Source organism: Streptomyces sp. NPDC036984, assembly GCF_055607665.1.
Genome location: NZ_JBVJRL010000003.1, coordinates 558,270 through 580,257 on the forward strand (window position 1 = coordinate 558,270; position 21,988 = coordinate 580,257).

Sequence of the window (21,988 nt, forward strand, 5' to 3'; positions counted from 1 at the left end):
CAGCGCGTGGGGGTGGACGTTCCCGAGGAAGTACTCGCGTTGGACGAGGGTGATCTGGAGCAGGGGGATGGCCTGGTCGAGGTCTCCTGCGTCCTGGTAGGCGAGGGCGAGGTTGTTGCGGCTGGTCAGCGCGTGGGGATGGGCGTTCCCGAGGATCTGTTCGCGTTGGGCGAGGGTGGACTGGAGCAGGGGGATGGCCTGGTCGAGGTCTCCTGCGTCCTGATAAGCGAGAGCAAGGTCGTTGCGGCTGGTCAGTGTGTGGGGGTGGGTGTCGCCGAGGGTCCTCTCGCGTTGGGCGAGGGTGGTCTCATACAGGGGGATGGCCTGGTCGAGGTCTCCTGCGTCCTGATAAGCGAGAGCAAGGTCGTTGCGGCTGGTCAGGGTGTGGGGGTGGGTGTCGCCGAGGGACTGCTCGCGTTGGGCAACGATGGTCAGCAGCAGAGGGATGGCGCGAGCGGTGTGGCCCTGCTGGTGGAGGCGGTGGGCAGCAGCGCTGTACGCGTTGGTGAGGGGAATGGTGGCGGGAAGCCCTGCCGGGGTGGTGGCGGCGAGGGCGATCAGGTGGGGCGTGAGGGAGTCCCACCTGATTTCGTCGGCTGGTTCCTGGCTTACCGACGAGGGAAGGGCCTGCAGGACGGCCCGCTCGGCTTGGGCGCGTCCTCGTGGGAGGCGGCGCCTCCATGCCCGGGACCACCAGTGGCGAGGGGCTGGTGTGCGCAGAAAGGTCTGGACCAAACGGTGAACGGTGATGGTGGTGCCGCTGTCAGCGACCATGCTGTAGGCGGCGAGGGTGCCGATTGCCTTGGCGATCTCGTGCGGGTCGCTGTCGTGCGGGCCGAGCAGGGTGTAGGGGATGTTCTCAGGCGCCAGCCACGCGGCCATTTGCAGCAGGCTCACCGCGAGCGGATCGGCCTTCCTCAGAGCGTGCAGCGTGACGAGCCAGACGCGGGCGACGGTGCGCTCGGCGTCGATGCCATCAGCGACCTCCCGCATGTTCGTCTGCAGTCGGCGGCGGTAGGCGTCGATGCTGATACCGCGGTTCTGGTGGAGGTAGGCCCCGGCTTGTTTCAATGCCAACGGCAAGAAACCCAACTCAGCAGCGAGCACAGCTGCATCGGCCCGCTCCCGCGCTGTCGCGCTCCGGCCCTTGAACGCGAGCTGGCACAACAGGTCGGTGGCGTCGTCGGCGCCGAGTATGCCCAGCGCCAGGGTAGGCGCATGGTCCGGCCACCCCGTGGTGCGGCGACTGGTCGCCAGATGATGCCCGCCCTGCAATGCACCTGTGTATGGGGACAAGTCCTGCGGGTTCTCGACGTTGTCGTACACCAGAAGCCAACCGGGATGCCAGGCAAGCCATTGCAACGCCCACGCCACCCGCGACGCGGGGTTTGCCTCAGCCGCCCAGCCCGGCACTAATCGGTCGGTCAGTGTGGCCAGGGACTGCTCGATGGCGGCTGGGGACATGGCGTCGATCCACCACACAAGTGGATAGTCGCCGAGGCGACGGTGGTGATGGGCGTAGTGCAGGGCGAGCGTGGTCTTACCGACCCCGCCAAGGCCGTGCACCGCCCCGCTCTGTGTGATCGCGCCCTCTCCTTGACTCGTCAGCATCCGCCGCAGCTCGGCCAGCTCTTCCGCGCGTCCCAGACATAACCCCCCTTCCGGAAGGTTGGACGTGCCAGGCGCAGCCTCCGCCTTCTTCGGCGCGTCCGGGGACTCTGTGAGCAACACGTCCCCGGTGATCGCGATACCGATGTGCTGGGCGGCGATCGACGCCTTTCCCTTTGCGTGAAACGAGCTTCCTTGCGAGGGCTGGCGCTCGTTTCCGCTCATGAGCGCGGCATGTGGCCGTCCCCGGTGATCGCGGTCCCGATGTACTGGGCGGCGATCGACCGTACACCGGACGCCGTGATGATCGCCGAGCCCGCCGCCGGAACCAGCAGCAGCGCCGCCAATTCCTCACGCAACTCGGGATCGTCCCGCAGCGCCCGCTTCAGCACTGTCCGCAGTGCGGCCTCTGTGTCCGGGCCCCCCGGATCGCTGGCGTGCTCCACCACGGCCTGTTCCGGCTCAGCCCGCCCTGCCTCGCCCCTCCGCCGCCACAAAGCCTGCACAATGCGCTGCCCCGATCCCGCCGTCGCATCCGCGGCTGCACCCTGCGCCCGCGTCGGCACCGCCGCTCCATACGCCTCTACCGCGGCCGACCCCGCTGGCCCCGCCTGAGCCATCCACTGCGTGATCCCCATCCCTGCTGTCCCCCATCACACACAGGCCATGTTCCGAGCAGGCCCTGAGCAGTAGTGCGCCCCTAGATTAGGGACACACCGCTCACCACGAGCCGGGTTTACGGCACTTCGGGGCGCTGAAGGGCACACGGCTGGTGCCGACCGCAAGATCCATGCCGGGCCCGCGGGCTGCTCGCGCAGCTCGCGGTAGGTCTCGGCGAGGGTGGCGGGGGAGGCGACCCGGACGCCGTCGCGGTAGAGCGCGGCCCGCACGAGTCCCGCCGGTTCGGCGGCCTGTGCCGCTCCGGGTGCGGGCGGCTCGCCGGCGGGGGGCTGAGGCGGGGCGGGGGCGCGGCGCCAGACGGACCGGCGTCCGCCGTTCCTGGCGTGGGATCGCTCGGACATCGGCCGCCTCTCCGCGGAGCCTGCGTACGGCGTGCTCACTCAGCGCGGATACGAGCAGAATATCCACGGTCCCTCAACGCCGGCGCCCACGGCGAGCGGGGCCGGCCACGACCGGGCCCCGGGTTCGGTGGACGTCGCGGACAGAAGGTGTCCGCAAGGGGAGTCAGCGTGCGGTCATGACCAAGAGCAGCGTGCAGCACAGCGGTGTCGGCGGGAGCACCGCGGCCGGCCCGGTCCTGGACACTCGCGCCCTGAACCGCGCCACCCTCGCCCGGCAGCTCCTGCTGCGTCGCTCGGCGCGGTCCGCCCGGGACGCGGTCGGCCACCTCCTCGGCCTCCAGGCGCAGAACGTCAAGCCCCCGTACTACGCCCTCGCCGCCCGCCTGCAGGATTTCGCGCCGGAGCAGCTGTCCGCGCTCATGGCACACCGTGAGGTGGCCCGGCTCGTCACCCTGCGCTCCACGATCCACACCCACACCGCCGACGACTGCCTCGCCCTGCGTCCCTTCGTCCAGCCGGCCCGCGACCGCGAACTGGGGAACTTCCGCACGGGGCTGGCCGGCGTCGACCTGGACCGGCTCGCCGCCGTCGCCCGCGAACTGGTCGAGGCCGGACCGCGCACCATGGCCCAGCTGCGCCAGGCCCTCGGTGCCCAGTGGCCGGACGCCGACCCGCGGGCCCTCGCCGTCGCCGCCCGCTGCACCCTCCCGTTGGTCCAGGTCACCCCGCGCGGACTGTGGGAGGAGAGCGGCCAGGTCGCCCTCACCACCGCCGAGCACTGGCTGGGCCGCCCCACCGAACCGGAACCCACGCCCGACTCCGTGGTCCTGCGCTACCTCGCCGCCTTCGGCCCCGCCTCGGTGCGGGACATGCAGACCTGGGCCGGGCTGACCCGCCTGCGGCCCGCCTTCGAACGGCTGCGCCCGCGGCTGCTGACCTTCCGTGACCCGAACGGCGTGGAACTCTTCGACCTCCCCGACGCCCCGCGCCCCGACCCGGCGACCCCGTCCCCGCCCCGCTTCCTGCCCGAGTTCGACAATCTGCTGCTCTCCCACGCCGACCGCACCCGTGTGGTCCCGCCCGCCCACCACGGCCGCACCTGGCAGGACAACCAGGCCCACCGCACCCTGCTGGTCGACGGTTTCCTGGCCGGCCTGTGGAGACTCGACCCCGACGCCCTGGTCATCGAGGTCTTCGGTGAGTTGACGAAGGCCCGGCGTTCGGAGGTGACCGCGGAGGGGGAGCGGATGCTGCGCGTGCTGCACCCGGGGACGGCGTACGACATCCGGTTCGGGGACGTCGTACGACGGTGAGGCCCGGGCGGCCGGGCGGGAACCTTCCAGGGGGGCCGTCGCGTTGCCCCTGGGCCCACCCGACTCGTAGTCCCTGGGAGCATCGTGCCCGACACCACGCCCGCAACCACCACCGTCCTGCCCGGACTCCCGGCCCCGAGCGCACAGGCCGAGCGCCTGATCGAGCTGGGGGTGCACGAGGTCGCCGGACTGTCCGCCACCGAGCTGCGCGCCTTCGCCGAGGCCACCGAGGCCACCGCGGCCGGCGAGGGCGTCCTGCTCGTCGTGCACCCGGACCGCGTCCCGGCCTCCGCCCTCGCGCCGCTGCTGCGCCGCGACGGCAAGCCCGGCTTCGTGGTCACCGACATGACCGACGTCGACCTCTTCGCCCCCCTCGACACCGTGCCGCTGCCCGACGCCCCGCTCTATGTGCTCACCGGCCTCGACCGCGGCGACCGGATGGCCGACTGGAGCCCCGACGAGGCGCTGCCCGCCCTCACCGCCGAGGACCGTACCCCGCTACTGCTCACCGAGGGCATCCACTGGGTGCTTCAGCAGCCCGCCGTCCTGGAGCGCAACCACTGCTTCATGACCATCGGCTCCCGGCTGCGCAAGGCGGGCGGCGCGCTGGACGCGCGTACGCCGGCGATCTGGATCAGCAACGGCACCGGACGGGACGGCCGCGAGCGCCGCAACGCGCCCAAGGTCGGCTGGTGCTGGGCCGGCAACCGGCACACCTGGCTGGGCTTCGCCTCCGCGACGGGCCGCCGGTCCGGCTGACCCGGCATTGGATAGGGGGCGTTGCGGGCCGCTCGTGGTGGCTCGCAACGCCCCCTGGCAATCACCCGAGGGGTGCTCGGGAAGTCTTCCGGGTCACGAGTTGACCTGTGCGGTCACCAGGTCCGAGAAGGTGGTCAGCCGGGTGTAGACCCCCGGGTAACCGGCCTCCGCGCACCCCTCGCCCCAGGAAGTGATCCCTGCCAGGGCGCCCCTGATGAGCAGGGGACCGCCGCTGTCGCCCTGGCAGGTGTCCACGCCGCCGGAGGAGTATCCGGCGCACACCATGTCGGACTGGACGAAGTCCGAACCGTAGGAGGAACGGCAGCTGGAGTCGGACACGATCGGGACGGTCGCGGTCCGCAGCTGGTTGGAGGAGCTGCCGTTCTCCGAGGTGGTCCCCCAGCCGAGGATGCGGGCCGTGGTGCTGGCCGCGTACACGCCCGTCTGGGAGGAGGAGACGTATGACGCCGGGGTGTACGGCATCGACGTCGAGAGGGTCAGTACGGCCACGTCGTCGCCGTTCGTGGCGTCCGTGTAGTCCGGGTCGACCCAGATCTTGCTGACCCGGCTCACCGTGCCGTTGGTGCCGTTCAGGTAGGTCCGGCCACCGATCACACGGACGCTGCCGGCGGTCTCGCCGACCATGCAGTGCGCGGCTGTCACCACCTTCGTCGGCGCCACCAGGGTGCCGCCGCAGAACTGGTTCTGCGACGCGTCCGTGATCTGCATCATGAACGGGTAAGCGGTCGTCGTGGTGGTCGTACCGCCGACGATGGGCTGGGGGGCGGCGCTCGCCGTGGGGGAGGCGAGCAGCGCGGTCGCCGCGGCGGCGGCGGTGGCCACCAGGGTCGCGGCGGTCTGTCTGGCACGTCTGGGCCCGAACATGAGTCTCCTCAGTGGGGGTTGCACCGGTGGGGGGTCGCGCGGGTGTTGCATGGGGGCGGGGGCCCCTGCTCGAGCACAGTCGAGAGCTCGAGGGAGGGACCGACCCCCATATGCCCGGGCGAGCGGCACGCCCTTTACGCTAGGACCCGGAACCCTCGGCTCCCAATGAGGGAACCCCCTAAGGGGTTGGGTGAGGGAAAACCCTCGGTCCGGTTCAGTTAACCGGCCGTGTTCTCACTTCGCGCGCCGACTTGCCGCCAATCGGACGATGTCCACCCGCGAGCGGATCCCCAGTTTGCGATAGACCCGGGTCAGCGTCGCCTCCACCGTCTTCACGCTGATGAACAGCCGGGCCGCGATCTCCCGGTTGGTGGCGCCCTCCATGACCAGCGCGGCGACCTGACGCTCCATCGCGGCCAGCACGTCCAGGGCGTCCAGCGCCTCCGGCGCGGCCGGCGCCGGTTCCGGCTCGGGAATGGCGAGGGCTTCGTCCACCTGGCGCAGCCACGGCAGCGCCCGGCACCGCCGGAACATCCGGGCGGCCTCGTCATAGGCCCCGGTTCCGGAGCGTCGGCCGTGCAGCCGGGCCAGCGCGAACGCGGCCCGCGCCTCCTCCAGGCCGTAGCCGAGCTTGCCCAACCGGTCCTGAGCGGACGTCAGCTGGGCGAGGGCGGCCTCCAGATCGCCCCGGGCGGCGCGCACCAGGGCCTCGGACCGGTCGAGCACGGCGAGGACGCTCTCCCGGCCGAGCCGCAGCGCGTGTTCGCGGCTGACGCAGATGACGTCCTGCGCCTCGGCGGGTTCACCGATCCGGACCAGTGCCTCGGCGAGGTCGCCCTGCCAGCGGCCGCGGGCCGGGTCGGTGATGCCGAGGCCCAGCTCCAGGCTGCGCACCCGGCGCAGCGAGCGGACGGTGCCCACCGGGTCCCCGGCCACCAGCTGGGCGTAGCCGAGAGCGCCCAGTGCCCGGGAGAGGTACATCTGGTCGCCGTCCTCCTCGGCGTGCTCCACCGCCTCCCTGGCGAGGGCCAGCGCGCGGTCCACATCGCCGCCGGAGGCCTCCGCGAGCGAGGTGAGCATCGCCGAGGCGGTCTCGCCGATGCCCGAGTCCCGGGCGAGCCGCAGGCTCTCGCGGGCCAGCTCCAGGGCGCGCCCGCAGTGCCCGGCGCGCAGTTCGGTCTCGGCGAGGCCGCGCAGGAAGTGCACCTCGCTCTCCACCGAGCCGCGCCGGCGCACCTCGCGCAGCAGGCCGGTGACCGTGGCCCGGGCCTCGGCCAGCTGGTCGCCCATGACCAGCCAGCGGAACCGGGCGCTGCCCGCACCGTTGTGATGGCAGGCCACCCGGGGGTCCTGGGGTTCTCTGAGGGCCCGTTTGATGGTGCGGGGCGCCTCCGGATGGCCCATCAGGGTCTCGGTCTGCGCCTGGAAGGCGAGGGCGAGCAGTTCGGTGCGCCGGTCCTTGCCGCGGGCGGCCAGCTCGGCGGCGTGCGCGGCGGCCTCCCGGGCCTCGGTGAAGTCGCCCTCCACGATGAGTGCCCGCCAGGCCAGCTGGTAGTGGACCAGGGCCAGCAGCCGGGGGTCGTCGCCGGCGTCGGCGAGGGCCTGCGGGAAGACCGCGTCGACCTCGGCCATGGTGTGGCCGGCGGTGTCGATGACGATGATCCAGGCCCGTACCCGGTCGGCGGGCACGGTCGCCCGGGTCAGCACCTCCCGGGCGATGTCCCGGGCCAGGTCGACCTCGCCGGCGGTGATCGCGTCCTCGGCGGCGGTGAGCCGGCGCTCCTCCTGGCTCGGCACGCCGTCGGCGGGGGTGTGCCGGGCGGCGAGCAGTCCCAGCTGGGCGGCGACCGACGGGGCTCCGCGGTCCCGGGCGAGGGCAGCGGCCTCGGCGAGCCGGGCGGCGACCTCCGGGTCGGTGCCGGTGGTGGCCAGGGCCAGGTGCCGGGCCCGTTCGATCGGGTCGGAGGCGGCGGTGGACAGCGCCGCGTGCGCGGCCCGCCGTTCGTGCACGGGCGCCTCCGCGTACAGCGCGGCGGAGATGAGCGGGTGCGCGAACCGCACGGCCGGGGCGTCCGGTTCGGTGGCCAGCAGCCCGAGTTCGGCGGCCTGGGCGCACTCGGCCTCGGCGTTCTCCCGGCCGGCCGCGTGCAGCAGTGCCGGGGTGGGCCGGGCGCCGGCGCTGGCCACCAGCAGGGTCCGGCGGGCCTCCACCGACAGCATGTCCAGCCGGCTGAGGACCAGGGCGCGCAGCGAGGTCGGCACCGGCAGCGGTTCGCCGGGCCGGGGCGGGGCCGGGCGCTCGGCGAGGGCGCGGCCGAGTTCCAGGGCGAACAGCGGGTTGCCGCCGCTGGTGCGGTGGATCTCGCGGACCGTGGAGCGGGGCAGGCCGCCGTGGCCGCGGTGGTCGAGCAGCTGGGCGACCTGGGTGTGGGAGAGCGCGCCGAGCCGGACCGCGAGGGTGCCCGGCGGGCAGGCGCGCAGGTGGCGGTCGTACTCCTGGCCGTCCCGGCCCTCCGTGCGGACCGCGCACAGCAGTTGCACCGGGGTTCCCTCCAGGCGGCGGGCGGCGAAGCCGAGGAGTTCGGCGCTGGCCGGGTCCAGCCACTGGAGGTCGTCGGCGACGACCAGGACGGGGCCGTGGGCGGCGAGCGCGCGCAGCGCGGAGAGCACCGCCAGGCGCAGCGCGAGGCCGTCGCGCTGGAGGCTGGACTCGCCGCGGCCGGTGAGCGCCGACTCCAGGGCGGTGCGCTGGGCGGCGGGCAGGCGCGGCGCGACGTCGTCGAGGGCCAGGCCGAGGAGGTCGGCGAGGGCGAGGAAGGGAAGGTGGGATTCGGACTCGGTCGCCGAGCAGCGCAACACGGTGCGCGCGGTGGCGCCGTATTCCTCGGCCAATGCCCGCAGGACGGTGGATTTCCCTATTCCGGCGGGGCCGTGGAGCAGCACACTGCCCCCCGAGGCGAGTTGCTCACGGGCGCCGGCGAACAGCTCCTCGCGGCCGATGACCAGGTCGGGGCGGCACCTGGCAGGCTCCTGGAAGTCCCGTCGCACGGTCACCGCTCCCCTCGTATGTCGTGTCCGGGCCAAATTCTAGGCAACGATCCTTGAAATTCGGACGGAAGCCGTGGTGAGGGAAATAACAAACGCCCAAGCATAAGTAAATTCAAAGTGGCGCCAGGTGAATGGGCAGGTTTCCTTACCGCCGTCGGGCTACGGCAGCAGCCCCGCCCTGCGCGCCGCGGTCACCGCCTCCCCTCGGGTGTGCGCGCTCAGCTTCCGCATCGCCGAGCGCAGATAGCCCTTGACCGTCTCCGGGCGCAGGCCCAGGCGTTCGGCCACCGCCGCGTTGGTGGCCCCTGCCGCCACCCAGGACAGCACGTCGAGCTCGCGTGGCGCCAGGGTCACGTCCCCGGCTCGCGGCGGCGCGGTCAGCAGCCCGCACGCGGCCAGCAGTTCGGCCCGCAGACCCGCATCGGTGATCCGGGGTGCCAGGGCGCGCAGCGCCGCATGCGCCTCGCGCACCTGTTCCCAGGCGGCGCCCTGGTCGGTGCCGGCCGGCGCCGGGCGGGCCGCCGCCACCAGCCCCCGCGCGGCGTCCCGCACCACCAGCGCCTGTTCCACGTCCCGGGCCACCGCCATCGCCGCGCCGAGCGTGCGGTCGCCGAGCGGCTGGGCCGAGCGCAGCGCGCCGTACAGCACCCCGCGTACCCGGCGCCGGACCACGACCGGCACGGCGAGCACCGCGCGGATGCCCTCGGCGGCCACCGGGACGTCGTACTCGTGGCTGATCTGCCGTGAGCTGGAGTAGTCCGTCACCGCGCACGGCCGGGCCAGCGCCACCGCCTTGCCGCCGAGCCCGCTGCCCGAGGTCACCGCCAGCGAGCGCAGCGCGGCCGTGGTCGTCCCGCTCAGCTCGCTGATCCGGATCTGCGGCCGGCCCGACTCCATCAGCCCGCCGAAGGCGACCGGGAGCCCCGTCGCACGCCGCAACCGGGCCAGCGCGCCACCGATCTCCACCGTCCCCACCGCGTCTGCCGTCACCCTGTTCGCCCTTTCGGCCGCCCACCCCCCCGTTCGGGGGTGGTGAGACCTGTATCACGGATTAGACGATGCCAGAGAGCCGCCCGGCAATGGTCGGGAACAGGGGAGTGAGCCGGAGAGGCCGAGGACGCCTCGGAGGTGAACGACCGACGAGGTGGAGGAGGACGGATGACGACGGCGACCGAGGGTTTCAGGAGCGCACGGGACTTCCTGCTGGAACACCGTGCGGACTACCGCACCGCCTACGAGGGTTTCCGCTGGCCGCGGCCCGACCACTTCAACTGGGCGCTCGACTGGTTCGACGAGATCGCCGACGGCAACGGCGCGACCGCGCTGCACATCGTCGAGGAGGACGGCCGGGAGACCCGGCTGTCCTTCGGCGAGCTGTCGGTCCGCTCCGCTCAGGCCGCCAACTGGCTGCGCGCCCGGGGCGTGGCCGCCGGGGACCGCATCCTGGTCATGCTGGGCAACCAGGCCGAGCTGTGGATCACCGCGCTGGCCGCGATGAAGCTGCGCGCCGTCGTCATCCCGGCCACCCCGCTGCTCGGCCCCGCCGATCTGTGCGACCGCGTCGACCGCGGACGCGTCAGGCACGTGATCGTGCGCTCCGCGGACACCGGCAAGTTCGCCGAGGTGCCCGGCGACTACACGCGCATCGCGGCGGGCGAGCCGGTCGAGGGCTGGCTGTCGCTGGACGACCTGTACGGCGCCGACGCGGCGTTCACGCCGGACGGTCCCACCCGCGCCGACGACCCGCTGATGCTCTACTTCACCTCGGGTACGACCGCCCGCCCCAAGCTGGTCGAGCACACCCACACCTCGTACCCGATCGGGCATCTGGCCACCATGTACTGGATCGGCCTCAAGCCCGGTGACGTCCACCTGAACATCTCCTCGCCCGGCTGGGCCAAGCACGCCTGGTCCAACCTGTTCGCGCCGTGGAACGCGGAAGCGACCGTCTTCGTCTACAACTACACCCGGTTCGACGCGGCCCGGCTGATGGCCGAGATGGACCGGGCCGGGGTGACCACCTTCTGCGCGCCGCCGACCGTGTGGCGGATGCTCATCCAGGCCGACCTGACCCAGCTGCGCGCCGTGCCCCGCGAGGCCGTCGCCGCGGGTGAGCCGCTCAACCCCGAGGTCATCGAGCAGGTGCGCCGGGCCTGGGGCGTCACCATTCGGGACGGCTTCGGACAGACCGAGACCGCCGTGCAGGTCTCCAACAGCCCCGGCCAGCCGCTGAAGACCGGCTCCATGGGCCGGCCCAGCCCCGGCTTCCGGGTGGAACTGCTCGACCCGGTCTCCGGCGCGCCCGGCGCCACCGAGGGCGAGATCGCGCTCGACCTCGCCGAGCGGCCGGTCGGTCTGATGACCGGCTACCACGGCGACCCCGACCGCACGGCGGAGGCCATGGCGGGCGGCTACTACCGCACGGGCGACATCGCCGCCAGGGACGAGGAGGGATACCTCACCTACATCGGGCGAAGCGACGACGTGTTCAAGGCGTCCGACTACAAGGTGAGCCCGTTCGAGCTGGAGAGCGCGCTGCTGGAGCACGAGGCGGTGGCCGAGGCGGCCGTCGTGCCCGCCCCCGACGCGCTGCGGCTCGCCGTACCCAAGGCGTACGTCGTGCTCGCCGAGGGCTGGGAGCCCGGCCCCGACGCCGCGAAGGCCGTCTTCGAGCACTCCCGCGAGGTGCTCGCCCCCTACAAGCGCATCCGCCGGCTGGAGTTCGGCGCGCTGCCCAAGACCGTCTCCGGCAAGATCCGCCGGATCGAGCTGCGCGAAGCCACGGCCGCGGGCTCGCAGAACGAGTACCGCGAGGAGGACTTCCGGTGACCGCGCAGCTGTCGTACACCCACGGGACGTCTCCGACCGTCCTGCTCGCAGACACCATCGGCGCCAACCTGGACCGGGCCGTGGCGGCGTGGCCGGACCGCGAGGCGCTGGTCGACGTGGGGTCGGGGCGGCGCTGGACGTACGCCGAGTTCGGCGCAGCCGTCGACGAGCTGGCCCGGGCTCTGGTCGCCGCCGGGGTCGCCAAGGGCGACCGGGTGGGGATCTGGGCGGTCAACTGCCCGGAGTGGGTCCTGGTCCAGTACGCCACCGCCCGCATCGGCGCGATCATGGTCAACATCAACCCGGCCTACCGCACCCACGAGGTCGAGTACGTCCTCGACCAGGCCGGCGTCTCCTTCCTCTTCGCCTCCCTCAGTCACAAGAGCAGCGACTACCGGGCCATGGTCGGGGAAGTGCGGGGCAGGTGCCCGCAGTTGCGGGAGACCGTCCACTTCGGCGACCCGAGCTGGGAGGCGCTGCTCGCGCGCGCGACCCCGGACGCCTCGTTCGAGGAGCTGTCCTGCGACGACCCCATCAACATCCAGTACACCTCGGGCACGACCGGCTTCCCGAAGGGCGCCACCCTCTCCCACCACAACATCCTCAACAACGGTTACTTCGTGGGTGAGTTGATCGCCTACACCGAGCAGGACCGGATCTGCATCCCGGTGCCCTTCTACCACTGCTTCGGCATGGTCATGGGGAACCTGGCGGCGACCTCGCACGGCGCCTGCATGGTCATCCCGGCCCCGTCCTTCGACCCGGCGGCCACCCTGGAAGCGGTGCAGCGGGAGCGTTGCACATCCCTGTACGGCGTCCCCACCATGTTCATCGCGGAGCTGAACCTCCCGGACTTCGCCTCCTACGACCTCTCCACCCTGCGCACCGGCATCATGGCGGGCTCGCCCTGCCCGGTGGAGGTGATGAAGCGGGTGGTCACGGAGATGCACATGGAGCAGGTCTCCATCTGCTACGGCATGACCGAGACGTCACCGGTGTCCTTGCAGACGCGCATCGAGGACGACCTGGAGCACCGCACCGCCACCGTCGGCCGCGTCCTGCCCCACCTGGAGGTCAAGGTCGTCGACCCGGCCACCGGCGTGACCCGACCGCGCGGCGCGGCGGGCGAGTTGTGCACCCGCGGTTACAGCGTGATGCTCGGCTACTGGAACGAGCCGGAGAAGACGGCCGAGGCGGTCGACGCGGGCCGCTGGATGCACACCGGGGACCTCGCGGTGATGCGCGAGGACGGGTACGTCGAGATCGTCGGCCGGATCAAGGACATGATCATCCGGGGCGGCGAGAACATCTACCCGCGCGAGGTCGAGGAGTTCCTCTACGCCCACCCGAAGATCCGGGACGTCCAGGTCGTCGGGGTGCCGCACGAGGAGTACGGCGAGGAGGTCCTCGCCTGTGTCGTCCCGAGCGACCCCGCGGACCCGCTCACCCTGGAGGACCTGCGGTCCTTCTGCACGGGCCGGCTCGCCCACTACAAGATCCCCAGCCGGCTCCAGGTGCTCGACTCCTTCCCGATGACGGTGTCCGGAAAGGTACGCAAAGTGGAACTGCGGGAGACGTACGGGGTGTGAAACGGGTGGAACGGAGCATCCGGTGACTGCTCCACGGTGGGTCCCGGGCAGGCGCGCTGTCGGCGGCGCACTGCGCCCGGGGCCCGTCGGGGTGTTCGGCCGCGAGCGGCGACCGGTCAGGCGCGCCCGTCCCGCGCCCGGGTGCCCGGTTCCGGCGCACCCGTGGCGTGCAGGGTGCCGGCGGGGTCGTTCACCGGCTGCGGGACGCCCGTGGGGCCCAGTACGAACAGCGGGATCCCGAGCGCGTCCGCGCCCGTGCGGGCGCTGCCGGTGAAGCCGGCGAGCGAGAAGTACACACAGTCCGCGGACTCCGTCATCGCGGTCAGCCACAGACACTCCACGTCCCGCGGCGCGGCCGGGCGCGCGGTCGGGTCGACCTGGGCGAGCAGCCGGCGGGCGGCCAGCCCTATGCCGTGCGGGGGCCGCTGGTCGGCCCGGCGGATGCCGCGGTAGCCGAGCCAGCGCAGATAGAGCGCGGCGGTGGTGACGGCGTCGCGCGCGGTGCGGATGGGCCGGGGCTGGAACGGGGACCGCCGCCCGGCCGCCCCCTCGGCTCCCGCCGGCTCATGAACGGCGGGCTGTGTCGTGCGGGCCTCCGGCGCGGCCGCCGGGTCCGGCGGCATTCCGGCCGATGTGCCCGCCGGGGCCGGACCGGCCACCGGAATGCGCAGCACCGTGCCGCACGGGCAGCCCAGCTCCGGGTGGGGCCACTGATTGCCGCGCCCGCAGGCGGTGCACGGCACGGCGAGCCACTCGTCGTCCCAGGCGCGGTGTGCCGCCACGGCCGGCTCCGCCGCCGGATCCAGGCGCGGGGTGGTCGGCGCCCCGCACACACAGGGATACGACGGCGCGGTGTAGACGTGCGCGCGCCGGCAGACCGGACAGCGCACCGGAACCCTCTCGGGCATGGCCCACTCCAAGGCGTCGCGTCGGGACGGCGCTCCCATGGTGCTCCTTCCCGGCCGCTCCTGTCCGGCGCTTTCCGGGGAACGGACCGCTCTTGACGACCTTCGCGCGCCCCCCTACATTGCTTCCAGATAGTAGAAGTTAATTTCCGCAATGCGGAAGCTTGGAATCCTGGAGACTGTGCTCACCGCGGGGCGCGACGGGAGTACGCATCCGACAGCCGAAGCAGGAGTACTCGATGGCTCGTATGACCGCTGCCCGCGCGGCAGTTGAGATCCTCAAGCGCGAGGGCGTCACCGACGCCTTCGGTGTGCCGGGCGCGGCGATCAACCCGTTCTACAAGGCGCTCAAGGAGGGTGGCGGCATCAACCACACCCTCGCCCGCCACGTCGAGGGCGCCTCGCACATGGCCGAGGGCTACACCCGCACCAAGCCGGGCAACATCGGCGTGTGCATCGGCACCTCGGGCCCGGCCGGCACCGACATGATCACCGGCCTGTACTCCGCCATCGGCGATTCGATCCCGATCCTGTGCATCACGGGCCAGGCGCCCACCCATGTGATCCACAAGGAGGACTTCCAGGCCGTCGACATCGCCTCCATCGCCAAGCCGGTCACCAAGATGGCGGTGACCGTCCTGGAGGCCGCGCAGGTCCCGGGCGTCTTCCAGCAGGCGTTCCACCTGATGCGCTCCGGCCGTCCCGGCCCGGTCCTGATCGACCTGCCGATCGACGTCCAGCTCACCGAGATCGAGTTCGACCCGGAGACCTACGAGCCGCTGCCGGTCTACAAGCCGACCGCGACCCGCGCCCAGATCGAGAAGGCAGTCTCCTTCCTGCTCGCCTCCGAGCGCCCGGTCATCGTCGCCGGCGGCGGCATCATCGGCGCCGACGCAGCCGACCTGCTCGTGGAGTTCGCCGAGCTGACCCAGACCCCCGTCATCCCGACCCTGATGGGCTGGGGCGCGCTGGCCGACGACCACGAGCTGAACGCCGGCATGGTCGGCGTCCAGACCTCGCACCGCTACGGCAACGCCACCTTCCTGGAGTCGGACTTCGTCCTCGGCATCGGCAACCGCTGGGCCAACCGCCACACCGGCTACAAGCTCGACGTCTACCGCGGCGACCGGAAGTTCGTCCACGTCGACATCGAGCCCACCCAGATCGGCAAGATCTTCCCGCCGGACTACGGTGTCGTCTCCGACGCCAAGGTCGCCCTGGAGCTGTTCATCGAGGTGGCGAAGGAGCTGAAGGCCGCCGGCAAGCTCCCCGACCGCACCGACTGGGTCGCCGCCACCCAGGAGCGCAAGGCCACCCTGCTGCGCCGTACGCACTTCGACAACGTGCCGATGAAGCCGCAGCGCGTGTACGAGGAGATGAACAAGGCCTTCGGCCCGGAGACCCGGTACGTCACCACCATCGGCCTCTCCCAGATCGCCGGTGCCCAGATGCTGCACGTCTACAAGCCGCGGCACTGGATCAACTGCGGCCAGGCCGGCCCGCTCGGCTGGACCATCCCGGCCGCGATCGGCGTCGCCAAGGCCGACCCGGACTCCCCGGTCGTCGCGCTCTCCGGTGACTACGACTTCCAGTTCCTGATCGAGGAGCTGGCGGTCGCCGCCCAGCACAAGATCCCCTACGTCCACGTCCTGGTGAACAACGCCTACCTGGGCCTGATCCGGCAGGCGCAGATCGGCCTGGACATCAACTTCCAGGTCAACCTGGAGTTCGAGAACATCAACGCGCCGGAGCTCGGCGTGTACGGCGTCGACCACGTCAAGGTCGCCGAGGGCCTCGGCTGCAAGGCGATCCGGGTCACCGAGCCGGACCAGCTGGGTGCCGCCTTCGAGCAGGCGAAGAAGCTGGCCGCCGAGTACCGGGTGCCGGTCGTCGTCGAGGCGATCCTCGAACGGATCACCAACATCTCGATGAGCCGCACCATGGACATCAGCGACATCTCCGAGTTCGAGGACCTGGCCACCGAGCCCGGCCACGCGCCGACGTCGATCAAGACGCTGAAGGTCTGACGGACCTGACGCAGCAGGGGCGGCCCGTCCAGGGGAGACGGGCCGCCCCTTCGCCGTGCCCGCGGTCCGTCAGCCGTACCCGCCGCCTCCGCACCCGCCGCCGTAGTCATGGCCGCCGTACGAGCCGCCGTGGTGATGGCCGCCGTGGTCGGGTCCGCCGTGGTCGGGTCCGCCGTGGTCGGGTCCGCCGTACGCGCCACCGCCGCCCTCGCGGTCGTGGTCACCGTCCCAGCCGGCCTCGCCCTCGTCACCGACGATGCCGCGCAGGCTGTTTCCCCGGCCGAACGGAAGGCGGCCCTCGTCCGCGAGCGCGCCCCGGCCGGTGAGCCCGGCTTCGCGGGCGAACCGCGGCAGGAGGGCGGTCAGGGCCCGCTCGCCGTGCAGCGCGACCGCGAGCAGCGTCTCCTCCTCCGGCAGGCCGTCGGGACCCTCGGGGAGCGGCCGGCGCTCGCGCAGTGCAGCGAGCTCACGGCGGGCGGCCCTCGTACGGCCGGGCGGCAGCGTGCGCAGGAGTCCGGCCGCCGCGAGTTCGGCGCGCATCCGGGCCAGCGCCCGCCGCACCACCGCGCGGCTCGGCAGCTCCCGTGGCCCAGCGGGCCGGTAGAGGCCGGTACGGACCGCCTTCTCCAGCGGATGCCGGAAGGGCCCCGCGCCGCCCGTCGCGGTCCTGCGCAGCGTGCCCGGCCGGCCCGCCTCCACCAGGCCGGCCAGATGCAGTCCGGCCACGGCGACGGTCACGGCGGCGCGGTCGCCCCCGCGCAGCAGCGCGACCGCGCACGGGTCCTGCGGAATCGACGTCGTACGGCCCATGAGGCACCCCCGTACGGGGCCCGCCGCCCCCGTGCCGGCGGACCCCGTGTGCCCTCAATGTGCCCGCGCACAGCGGCGGTTGAAGCGTCGTCGGCGCTGTTCAGAGGTTGATTTGAGGATTGCGTAGCCCGGCTACGACCCCTGACGTACGCGGCGCCGCTAGATCTCGTGTTCCGACAGTCCCGGCCAGTCGTCCGGGCCGCCGCCCTGCCATTCGATCAGGTCGCTCTCCTCCACTTCGATCCGGTCGAGGTCAGCCAGCCGGAGGATCTCCACGACGTCGTCCAGATGGGACGCGAGCCCCAGGGTCACGTCCCCCTCGGTGACCCGCCGGGAGCCGTCCAGGGCGGGCGCATGGACCACGATGTGCGGGTGGTGCGTCGGATTGCCCATGGGTTCAGCGTGCTGCGGAACCGGCCGGTGCGCACGCCGGAGCCGGAACAGCACGAAGCGCCCCCTGAGCAGGGAGCGCTTCGCTGTCGCCTGGTAGCCGTCCGACGGCGCGAGGCTGGGCGCGACAGGTCGTTCGCGCCGCCGGACGGGGCGGGTGGCCCCCGTGGCCGGGGGCTGGGTGGGACCGCGGTGGCTGCGACGGAGCCGGACGCCCTTCCCTCTGGTCGAGAAGGTGGTTCGGATCCTTCACCACCGCACTGGCTCGCATACCGCCGCGGTCCTCGCCCTGCCCGCGCCCTCCGCCCGGCGGCCACCCCTCATCCGGGCCGCTCCGGCGTACTGCGCGGGCCGCGTACGAAGACCCTGACCTCCCGTCAGGCTCCGTACGCTGCTCGGGGATCCCCTGGTGCTCAGTCCTCGCGCAGGGCGCGGACCGCCTCCTCCACGCGCTTGCCGTACTCGGGGTCGGCGGCGTGGAAGTGGGCCAGGTTCTTCTCGATCACGTCGTCGCGGGAGACCTGCGAGAGGCCGCCGGCGATGTTCGCGATCAGGCGGGACTTCTCCTCCTGCGACATCAGGCGGTACAGCTCGCCCGCCTGGAAGAAGTCGTCGTCCTTGGTGTGCAGCGGGGCCTCGTGGGTGCCCGTGTGGCCGCCGACCGCCAGTGGGGCCGAGAGCGGGCGGCCGGTCTCGGCCGGGCCGTCGTAGGAGTTCGGCTCGTAGTTCTTGGCGTTACGGCCCTGCGCGTTGAGCGCCATGAGGCCGTCGCGGCCGTAGTTCTGGGCGCCGCCCGGGACCGCCTTCGGGGCGTTCACGGGGAGCTGCGTGTGGTTGACGCCGAGGCGGTAGCGGTGGGCGTCCGCGTAGGCGAACAGGCGGCCCTGGAGCATCTTGTCCGGGGACGGGCCGATGCCGGGCACGAAGTTGTTCGGCGAGAAAGCGGCCTGCTCGACCTCGGCGAAGACGTTGTCCGGGTTGCGGTCGAGGACCAGGCGGCCCACGCGCTGGAGCGGGTAGTCCTTGTGCGGCCAGACCTTGGTCAGGTCGAACGGGTTGAAGCGGTAGTCCGCCGCCTCGGCCGCCGGCATGATCTGCACGTACAGCGTCCAGGACGGGTGCACGCCCCGCTCGATCGCCTGGAGCAGGTCGGTCTGGTGCGAGTTGGGGTCCTTGCCCGCGAGCTCCGCGGCCTGCTCGCTGCTCAGGCAGCGGATGCCCTGGTTCGTCTTGAAGTGGTACTTGACGAAGAAGCCCTCGCCCTCGGCGTTCGTCCACTGGTAGGTGTGCGAGCCGTACCCGTTCATGTGCCGGTACGACGCCGGGATGCCGCGGTCGCCCATGAGCCAGGTGATCTGGTGCGTGGCCTCGGGGGCGTGCGCCCAGAAGTCCCAGACGTTGTCCGGCTCCTGCTTGCCGGTGAACGGGTCCCGCTTCTGCGAGTGGATGAAGTCGGGGAACTTGATCGGGTCCTTGATGAAGAACACCGGGGTGTTGTTGCCGACGAGGTCGTAATTGCCCTCCTCGGTGTAGAACTTCACCGCGAAGCCGCGCGGGTCACGGACCGCGTCGGCACCGCCGAGGGAGTCGGCGACGGTCGAGAAGCGCAGGAACACCTCGGTGCGCTTGCCGATCTCGCTCAGGAAGTCGGCGTGGGTGTAGGCGGTGACGTCGTCGGTCACCTCGAAGTGGCCGTAGGCGCCGGAGCCACGGGCGTGCACCACACGCTCCGGGATCCGCTCGCGGTTGAAGCGCGCGAGCTTCTCCAGGAGGTGCTGGTCCTGGATCAGGAGCGGGCCGCCGACGCCGGCGGAGGCGGAATTCTGGTTGTCGGCGACCGGGGCGCCGGACTCTGTCGTGAGCACGCGCTTCGACATCTGGACCTTCCGTGCGAGAGGGCAGCGGGAATCTGCGGAACATTCGGAATCTTCGGAAACAGACTTCCGCTTTATGGAGCTTCCGCTGGCGTGAGCCTAGGTTGGGGCGAACGGGGCGTCAACAGTTTGTTGAAGTCGATTCCGGGCCGCGGCACCGCCTGGGCGCGACAGGACAGGTGTCGGCGGCACCGCGGCCCGGAAGTCTGGGGGCGTTCAGACCTGGGCGCCGGACAGGCGCTCCACGGCCCGCAGCAGGGCCGAGTGGTCCAGGCCGCCGTCACCCTGGGCGCGCAGCGACGCCACCAGCTGGGCCACCACGGCACCGACCGGCAGGGCTGCGCCGACGTTGCGGGCGGCGTCGGTGACGATGCCCATGTCCTTGTGGTGCAGGTCGATCCGGAAGCCGGGCTTGAAGTCGCGGTTCAGGAAGTTGTCCTTCTTCCGCGTCAGCACGGTGGAACCGGCCAGGCCGCCGTTGAGGACGTCCAGCGCGGCCGCCAGGTCCACGCCCGACTTCTCCAGGAAGACCACGGCCTCGGCGCACGCCTGGATGTTCACGGCGACGATCAGCTGGTTGGCCGCCTTCACGGTCTGACCGGAGCCGTGCGGGCCGCACAGCACGATGGTCTTGCCGAGGGCCTCGAAGATCGGCTTGGCCTGCTCGAAGTCGGCCCGCTCGCCGCCGACCATGATCGACAGTACGGCCTCGACGGCGCCGGCCTCACCGCCGGACACCGGGGCGTCCAGCACCCGGATGCCCTTGTCCTTGGCGGCCTTGGCGAGGTCCACGGAGGTCTGCGGGGTGATCGAGGACATGTCGATCAGCAGGGCGCCGGACTTCGCGTTCTCCAGGACGCCGTCCGGGCCGTAGGCGATGGCCTCGACCTGCGGAGAGGCGGGCACCATCGTGATCACGACGTCGGCGTTCCGTACGGCCTCGGCGATCGAGGAGGCGGCCGCACCGCCGGCGGCGGCCAGCCGGTCCAGCTTCTCCTGCTCCAGGGTGAAGCCGGTGACCTGGTAACCCGCCTTGATCAGGTTCTCGGACATGGGGGAGCCCATGATGCCGAGGCCGATCCAGGCGATCTTGGGAAGTGCGTTGCTCATGAGGGTGCCTCTCTGAAACTGCTGTGCAAAGTCAAGGGGTGCGGCGCGTTCAGCGCGCTTCGCGCGGGAGCCAGTCGAAGGCCTCGGCGCTCGGGCGGTCGCCCGGCTTGTACTCGAGGCCGACCCAGCCGTCGTAACCGGCCTTCCGCAGCTGGTCGAGCAGCTCCTCCAGCGGGAGCGAACCCGTGCCGGGGGCGCCGCGGCCGGGGTTGTCGGCGATCTGGACGTGGCCGGTCTTCGCCGCGTACCGCTCGATGACCGAGGGCAGGTCCTCGCCGTTCATGGACAGGTGGTACAGGTCCATGAGGAACTTGGCGTTCCCCAGCCCCGTCGCCGCGTTGACCTCGTCGACCACTCCGACCGCCGCCGGCGCCGACACCAGCGGGTACAGCGGCGACTCGGGCCGGTTGAGGGCCTCGATCAGCAGGACGGCGCCGATCCGGTCGGCCGCCCGGGCCGCGAGGGCCAGGTTCTCCAGGGCGAGCGCGTCCTGCTCGGCCGGGTCCACGCCCTCGACGCGGTTGCCGTAGAGCGCGTTGAGGGCCGTGCAGCCGAGGGAGGCCGCGAAGTCCGCGGCGACGTCGATGTTGGCGCGGAATCTCGCCGACTCCTCACCGGGGATCGAGAGGGCGCCGCGGTCCGGGCCGGGCAGCTGTCCGGCGTAGAAGTTCAGGCCCGTGAGCTGGACTCCGGCGTCCTCAATGGCCTTCCTGAGGGCGTCCAGCTCGGACTGGGCGGGGGTGGGCGAGTCGATCCAGGGCCACCACAGCTCGACCGCGGAGAAGCCCGCCGCGGCGGCGGCCGCGGGACGCTCCAGAAGCGGGAGTTCCGTGAAGAGGATCGACAGGTTGACGTTGAAGCGCTGGTCTGCAAATCCCACGGGGGCGGCGCTCCCTTCCCTGTAATTCCATATTGCGGAAGTTCGTTTCTGCTTAATGGAAGATTGCCTGTGAGGGGGGAGGACTGTCAAGAGAGCCCACGAAAAAGTGCCCCCGCGCGTACTGCGCGAGGGCACTCGTGGAGGACGGGTCAGAGGGCGTCGATGCCGCTCACCTTCCAGCCGTCGGAGGTGCGCGCAAGGGTCATCCGCACCCGGTTCAGGTCCAGGCGGGGTCCCGAGACCTGGGTGCTCTCGGTGACCTGGTTGACGAAGAGCAGGACGACGGCCTTGTCCGCTCCGGCCGACACGACCGAGACCGCCGGCGCGCCGCCGTCGGCGGGGGTGGCCACGGTCGCCGTCACCACGCCGTGGTACTTCTTCGCCGTCGGCGCGACCACCGTCTTCGTGGTCCTGCCGTACTGCTCGCGGAAGTGCCCGGTCAGCAGGGCGCGGCCCCGGGCGAAGTCACGGTCCAGGTGCCGGTAGTCGTACGACAGCACGACCGGCGCCGCCCTCCGCGCGGCCGCGAGGGCCTCGCCCCGGGCCTGCTCCGCCCGCTGCCCCTCCCGGTACCGCCACCCGAGTACGGCGGCCACGATCAGGCCGGCCACCACGACGGCGCACAGTGCGGCGGTGAGCAGCCTCCGTCCCGCCCGGCGCGGCGGCGTGCTCTCCTCGGGCCCTTCCCCGCCCGACTCGACCGGCGCGGGCTCCGGCGGGTCCTCCCAGCCCTTCGCCGGGGGCTCGATGAGCAGGGTGCGCCCGGACGAGGTCTCTCCTTCCCGGCGGGCACCGCGCTCAGGGCCCTCCAGCCGCCCGGCGCGCTTGGCCGCCGCGCGTGCGGCCGCGGTCATCGTGCGGCGGGCCGGGGAGCCGGTGCCGCGGGTGCGGGAGGTCGGGTTCGCCACGGTGTCTCTCCTTACTGGTGGGGCAGCACTG

General features: G+C 72.0%; 17 protein-coding genes. 5 read left to right on the forward strand and 12 right to left on the reverse strand.

Features of this window, described 5'->3' with window-relative positions:
• The coding region (locus tag ACZ7DL_RS09165) for a tetratricopeptide repeat protein (protein WP_470772683.1) at positions 1-1,833 on the reverse strand (1,833 nt) is incomplete at its 3' end.
• Positions 1,830-2,057, reverse strand: a complete 228-nt coding sequence (locus tag ACZ7DL_RS09170; RefSeq protein WP_470772685.1) for a hypothetical protein — start codon at positions 2,055-2,057, stop codon at positions 1,830-1,832. The genes ACZ7DL_RS09165 and ACZ7DL_RS09170, both read right to left, overlap by 4 nt.
• A gap of 749 nt (positions 2,058-2,806) precedes the next feature.
• Between ACZ7DL_RS09170 and ACZ7DL_RS09175 the strand changes: the two genes are divergently transcribed.
• Positions 2,807-3,943, forward strand: a complete 1,137-nt coding sequence (locus ACZ7DL_RS09175) for a winged helix DNA-binding domain-containing protein (RefSeq protein ID WP_470772686.1) — start codon at positions 2,807-2,809, stop codon at positions 3,941-3,943.
• An 84-nt stretch (positions 3,944-4,027) separates the two neighbouring features.
• Positions 4,028-4,702: a DUF5701 family protein gene (locus tag ACZ7DL_RS09180; protein WP_470772687.1), complete on the forward strand. Its 675-nt coding sequence runs from the start codon at positions 4,028-4,030 to the stop codon at positions 4,700-4,702.
• Between the two features lie 93 nt (positions 4,703-4,795).
• Here the strand turns inward: ACZ7DL_RS09180 and ACZ7DL_RS09185 are convergent, their stop codons facing one another.
• From ACZ7DL_RS09185 to ACZ7DL_RS09195, 3 genes are all read right to left on the reverse strand, one after another.
• Positions 4,796-5,587, reverse strand: a complete 792-nt coding sequence (locus ACZ7DL_RS09185) for a S1 family peptidase (RefSeq protein WP_470772688.1) — start codon at positions 5,585-5,587, stop codon at positions 4,796-4,798.
• A 234-nt stretch (positions 5,588-5,821) separates the two neighbouring features.
• Positions 5,822-8,641 carry an ATP-binding protein gene (locus tag ACZ7DL_RS09190; RefSeq protein ID WP_470772689.1) on the reverse strand — a complete coding sequence of 940 codons (2,820 nt, stop codon included), beginning with the start codon at positions 8,639-8,641 and terminating at the stop codon, positions 5,822-5,824.
• A gap of 153 nt (positions 8,642-8,794) precedes the next feature.
• Positions 8,795-9,625 (reverse strand): helix-turn-helix transcriptional regulator, encoded by an 831-nt coding sequence (locus ACZ7DL_RS09195; RefSeq protein WP_470772691.1) that lies wholly within the window; start codon positions 9,623-9,625, stop codon positions 8,795-8,797.
• A gap of 168 nt (positions 9,626-9,793) precedes the next feature.
• On the opposite strand from ACZ7DL_RS09195, the gene ACZ7DL_RS09200 reads away from it, so the two are divergent.
• Positions 9,794-11,464 (forward strand): AMP-binding protein, encoded by a 1,671-nt coding sequence (locus ACZ7DL_RS09200; protein ID WP_470772692.1) that lies wholly within the window; start codon positions 9,794-9,796, stop codon positions 11,462-11,464.
• On the forward strand, positions 11,461-13,053 hold the full coding sequence (locus ACZ7DL_RS09205) for an AMP-binding protein (protein WP_470772694.1): 1,593 nt from the start codon (positions 11,461-11,463) through the stop codon (positions 13,051-13,053). The genes ACZ7DL_RS09200 and ACZ7DL_RS09205 overlap by 4 nt, the downstream gene beginning before the upstream one ends.
• Before the next feature lie 116 nt (positions 13,054-13,169).
• Here ACZ7DL_RS09205 and ACZ7DL_RS09210 read toward each other — a convergent pair whose 3' ends face one another.
• The gene (locus ACZ7DL_RS09210) at positions 13,170-13,961 is read right to left on the reverse strand and encodes a hypothetical protein (RefSeq protein ID WP_470772695.1); all 792 of its coding nucleotides are present in this window, start codon (positions 13,959-13,961) and stop codon (positions 13,170-13,172) included.
• A gap of 236 nt (positions 13,962-14,197) precedes the next feature.
• Here ACZ7DL_RS09210 and gcl point away from each other — a divergent pair, with 236 nt between their 5' ends.
• On the forward strand, positions 14,198-15,985 hold the full coding sequence (gene gcl / locus ACZ7DL_RS09215) for a glyoxylate carboligase (RefSeq protein WP_470772696.1): 1,788 nt from the start codon (positions 14,198-14,200) through the stop codon (positions 15,983-15,985).
• A gap of 69 nt (positions 15,986-16,054) precedes the next feature.
• Here the strand turns inward: gcl and ACZ7DL_RS09220 are convergent, their stop codons facing one another.
• The 6 genes from ACZ7DL_RS09220 to ACZ7DL_RS09245 all read right to left on the reverse strand — a co-directional run bounded on the left by ACZ7DL_RS09220 (position 16,055) and on the right by ACZ7DL_RS09245 (position 21,957).
• Positions 16,055-16,795, reverse strand: coding sequence for a TIGR04222 domain-containing membrane protein (locus ACZ7DL_RS09220; protein WP_470772698.1), 741 nt, complete (start codon positions 16,793-16,795; stop codon positions 16,055-16,057).
• A gap of 159 nt (positions 16,796-16,954) precedes the next feature.
• Entirely contained in the window at positions 16,955-17,188 is a 234-nt protein-coding gene (locus ACZ7DL_RS09225; RefSeq protein ID WP_470772700.1) for a hypothetical protein, read from the reverse strand.
• Positions 17,189-17,598: 410 nt separating this feature from the next.
• Positions 17,599-19,062 carry a catalase gene (locus ACZ7DL_RS09230; RefSeq protein ID WP_470772702.1) on the reverse strand — a complete coding sequence of 488 codons (1,464 nt, stop codon included), beginning with the start codon at positions 19,060-19,062 and terminating at the stop codon, positions 17,599-17,601.
• A gap of 213 nt (positions 19,063-19,275) precedes the next feature.
• Complete coding sequence (locus ACZ7DL_RS09235; protein WP_470772704.1) at positions 19,276-20,169, reverse strand: 2-hydroxy-3-oxopropionate reductase; 894 nt, start codon at positions 20,167-20,169, stop codon at positions 19,276-19,278.
• Positions 20,170-20,218: 49 nt separating this feature from the next.
• Complete coding sequence (locus ACZ7DL_RS09240) at positions 20,219-21,049, reverse strand: TIM barrel protein (protein WP_470772706.1); 831 nt, start codon at positions 21,047-21,049, stop codon at positions 20,219-20,221.
• Between the two features lie 149 nt (positions 21,050-21,198).
• Positions 21,199-21,957: a hypothetical protein gene (locus tag ACZ7DL_RS09245; protein WP_470772708.1), complete on the reverse strand. Its 759-nt coding sequence runs from the start codon at positions 21,955-21,957 to the stop codon at positions 21,199-21,201.
• Positions 21,958-21,988 lie beyond the last annotated feature (31 nt).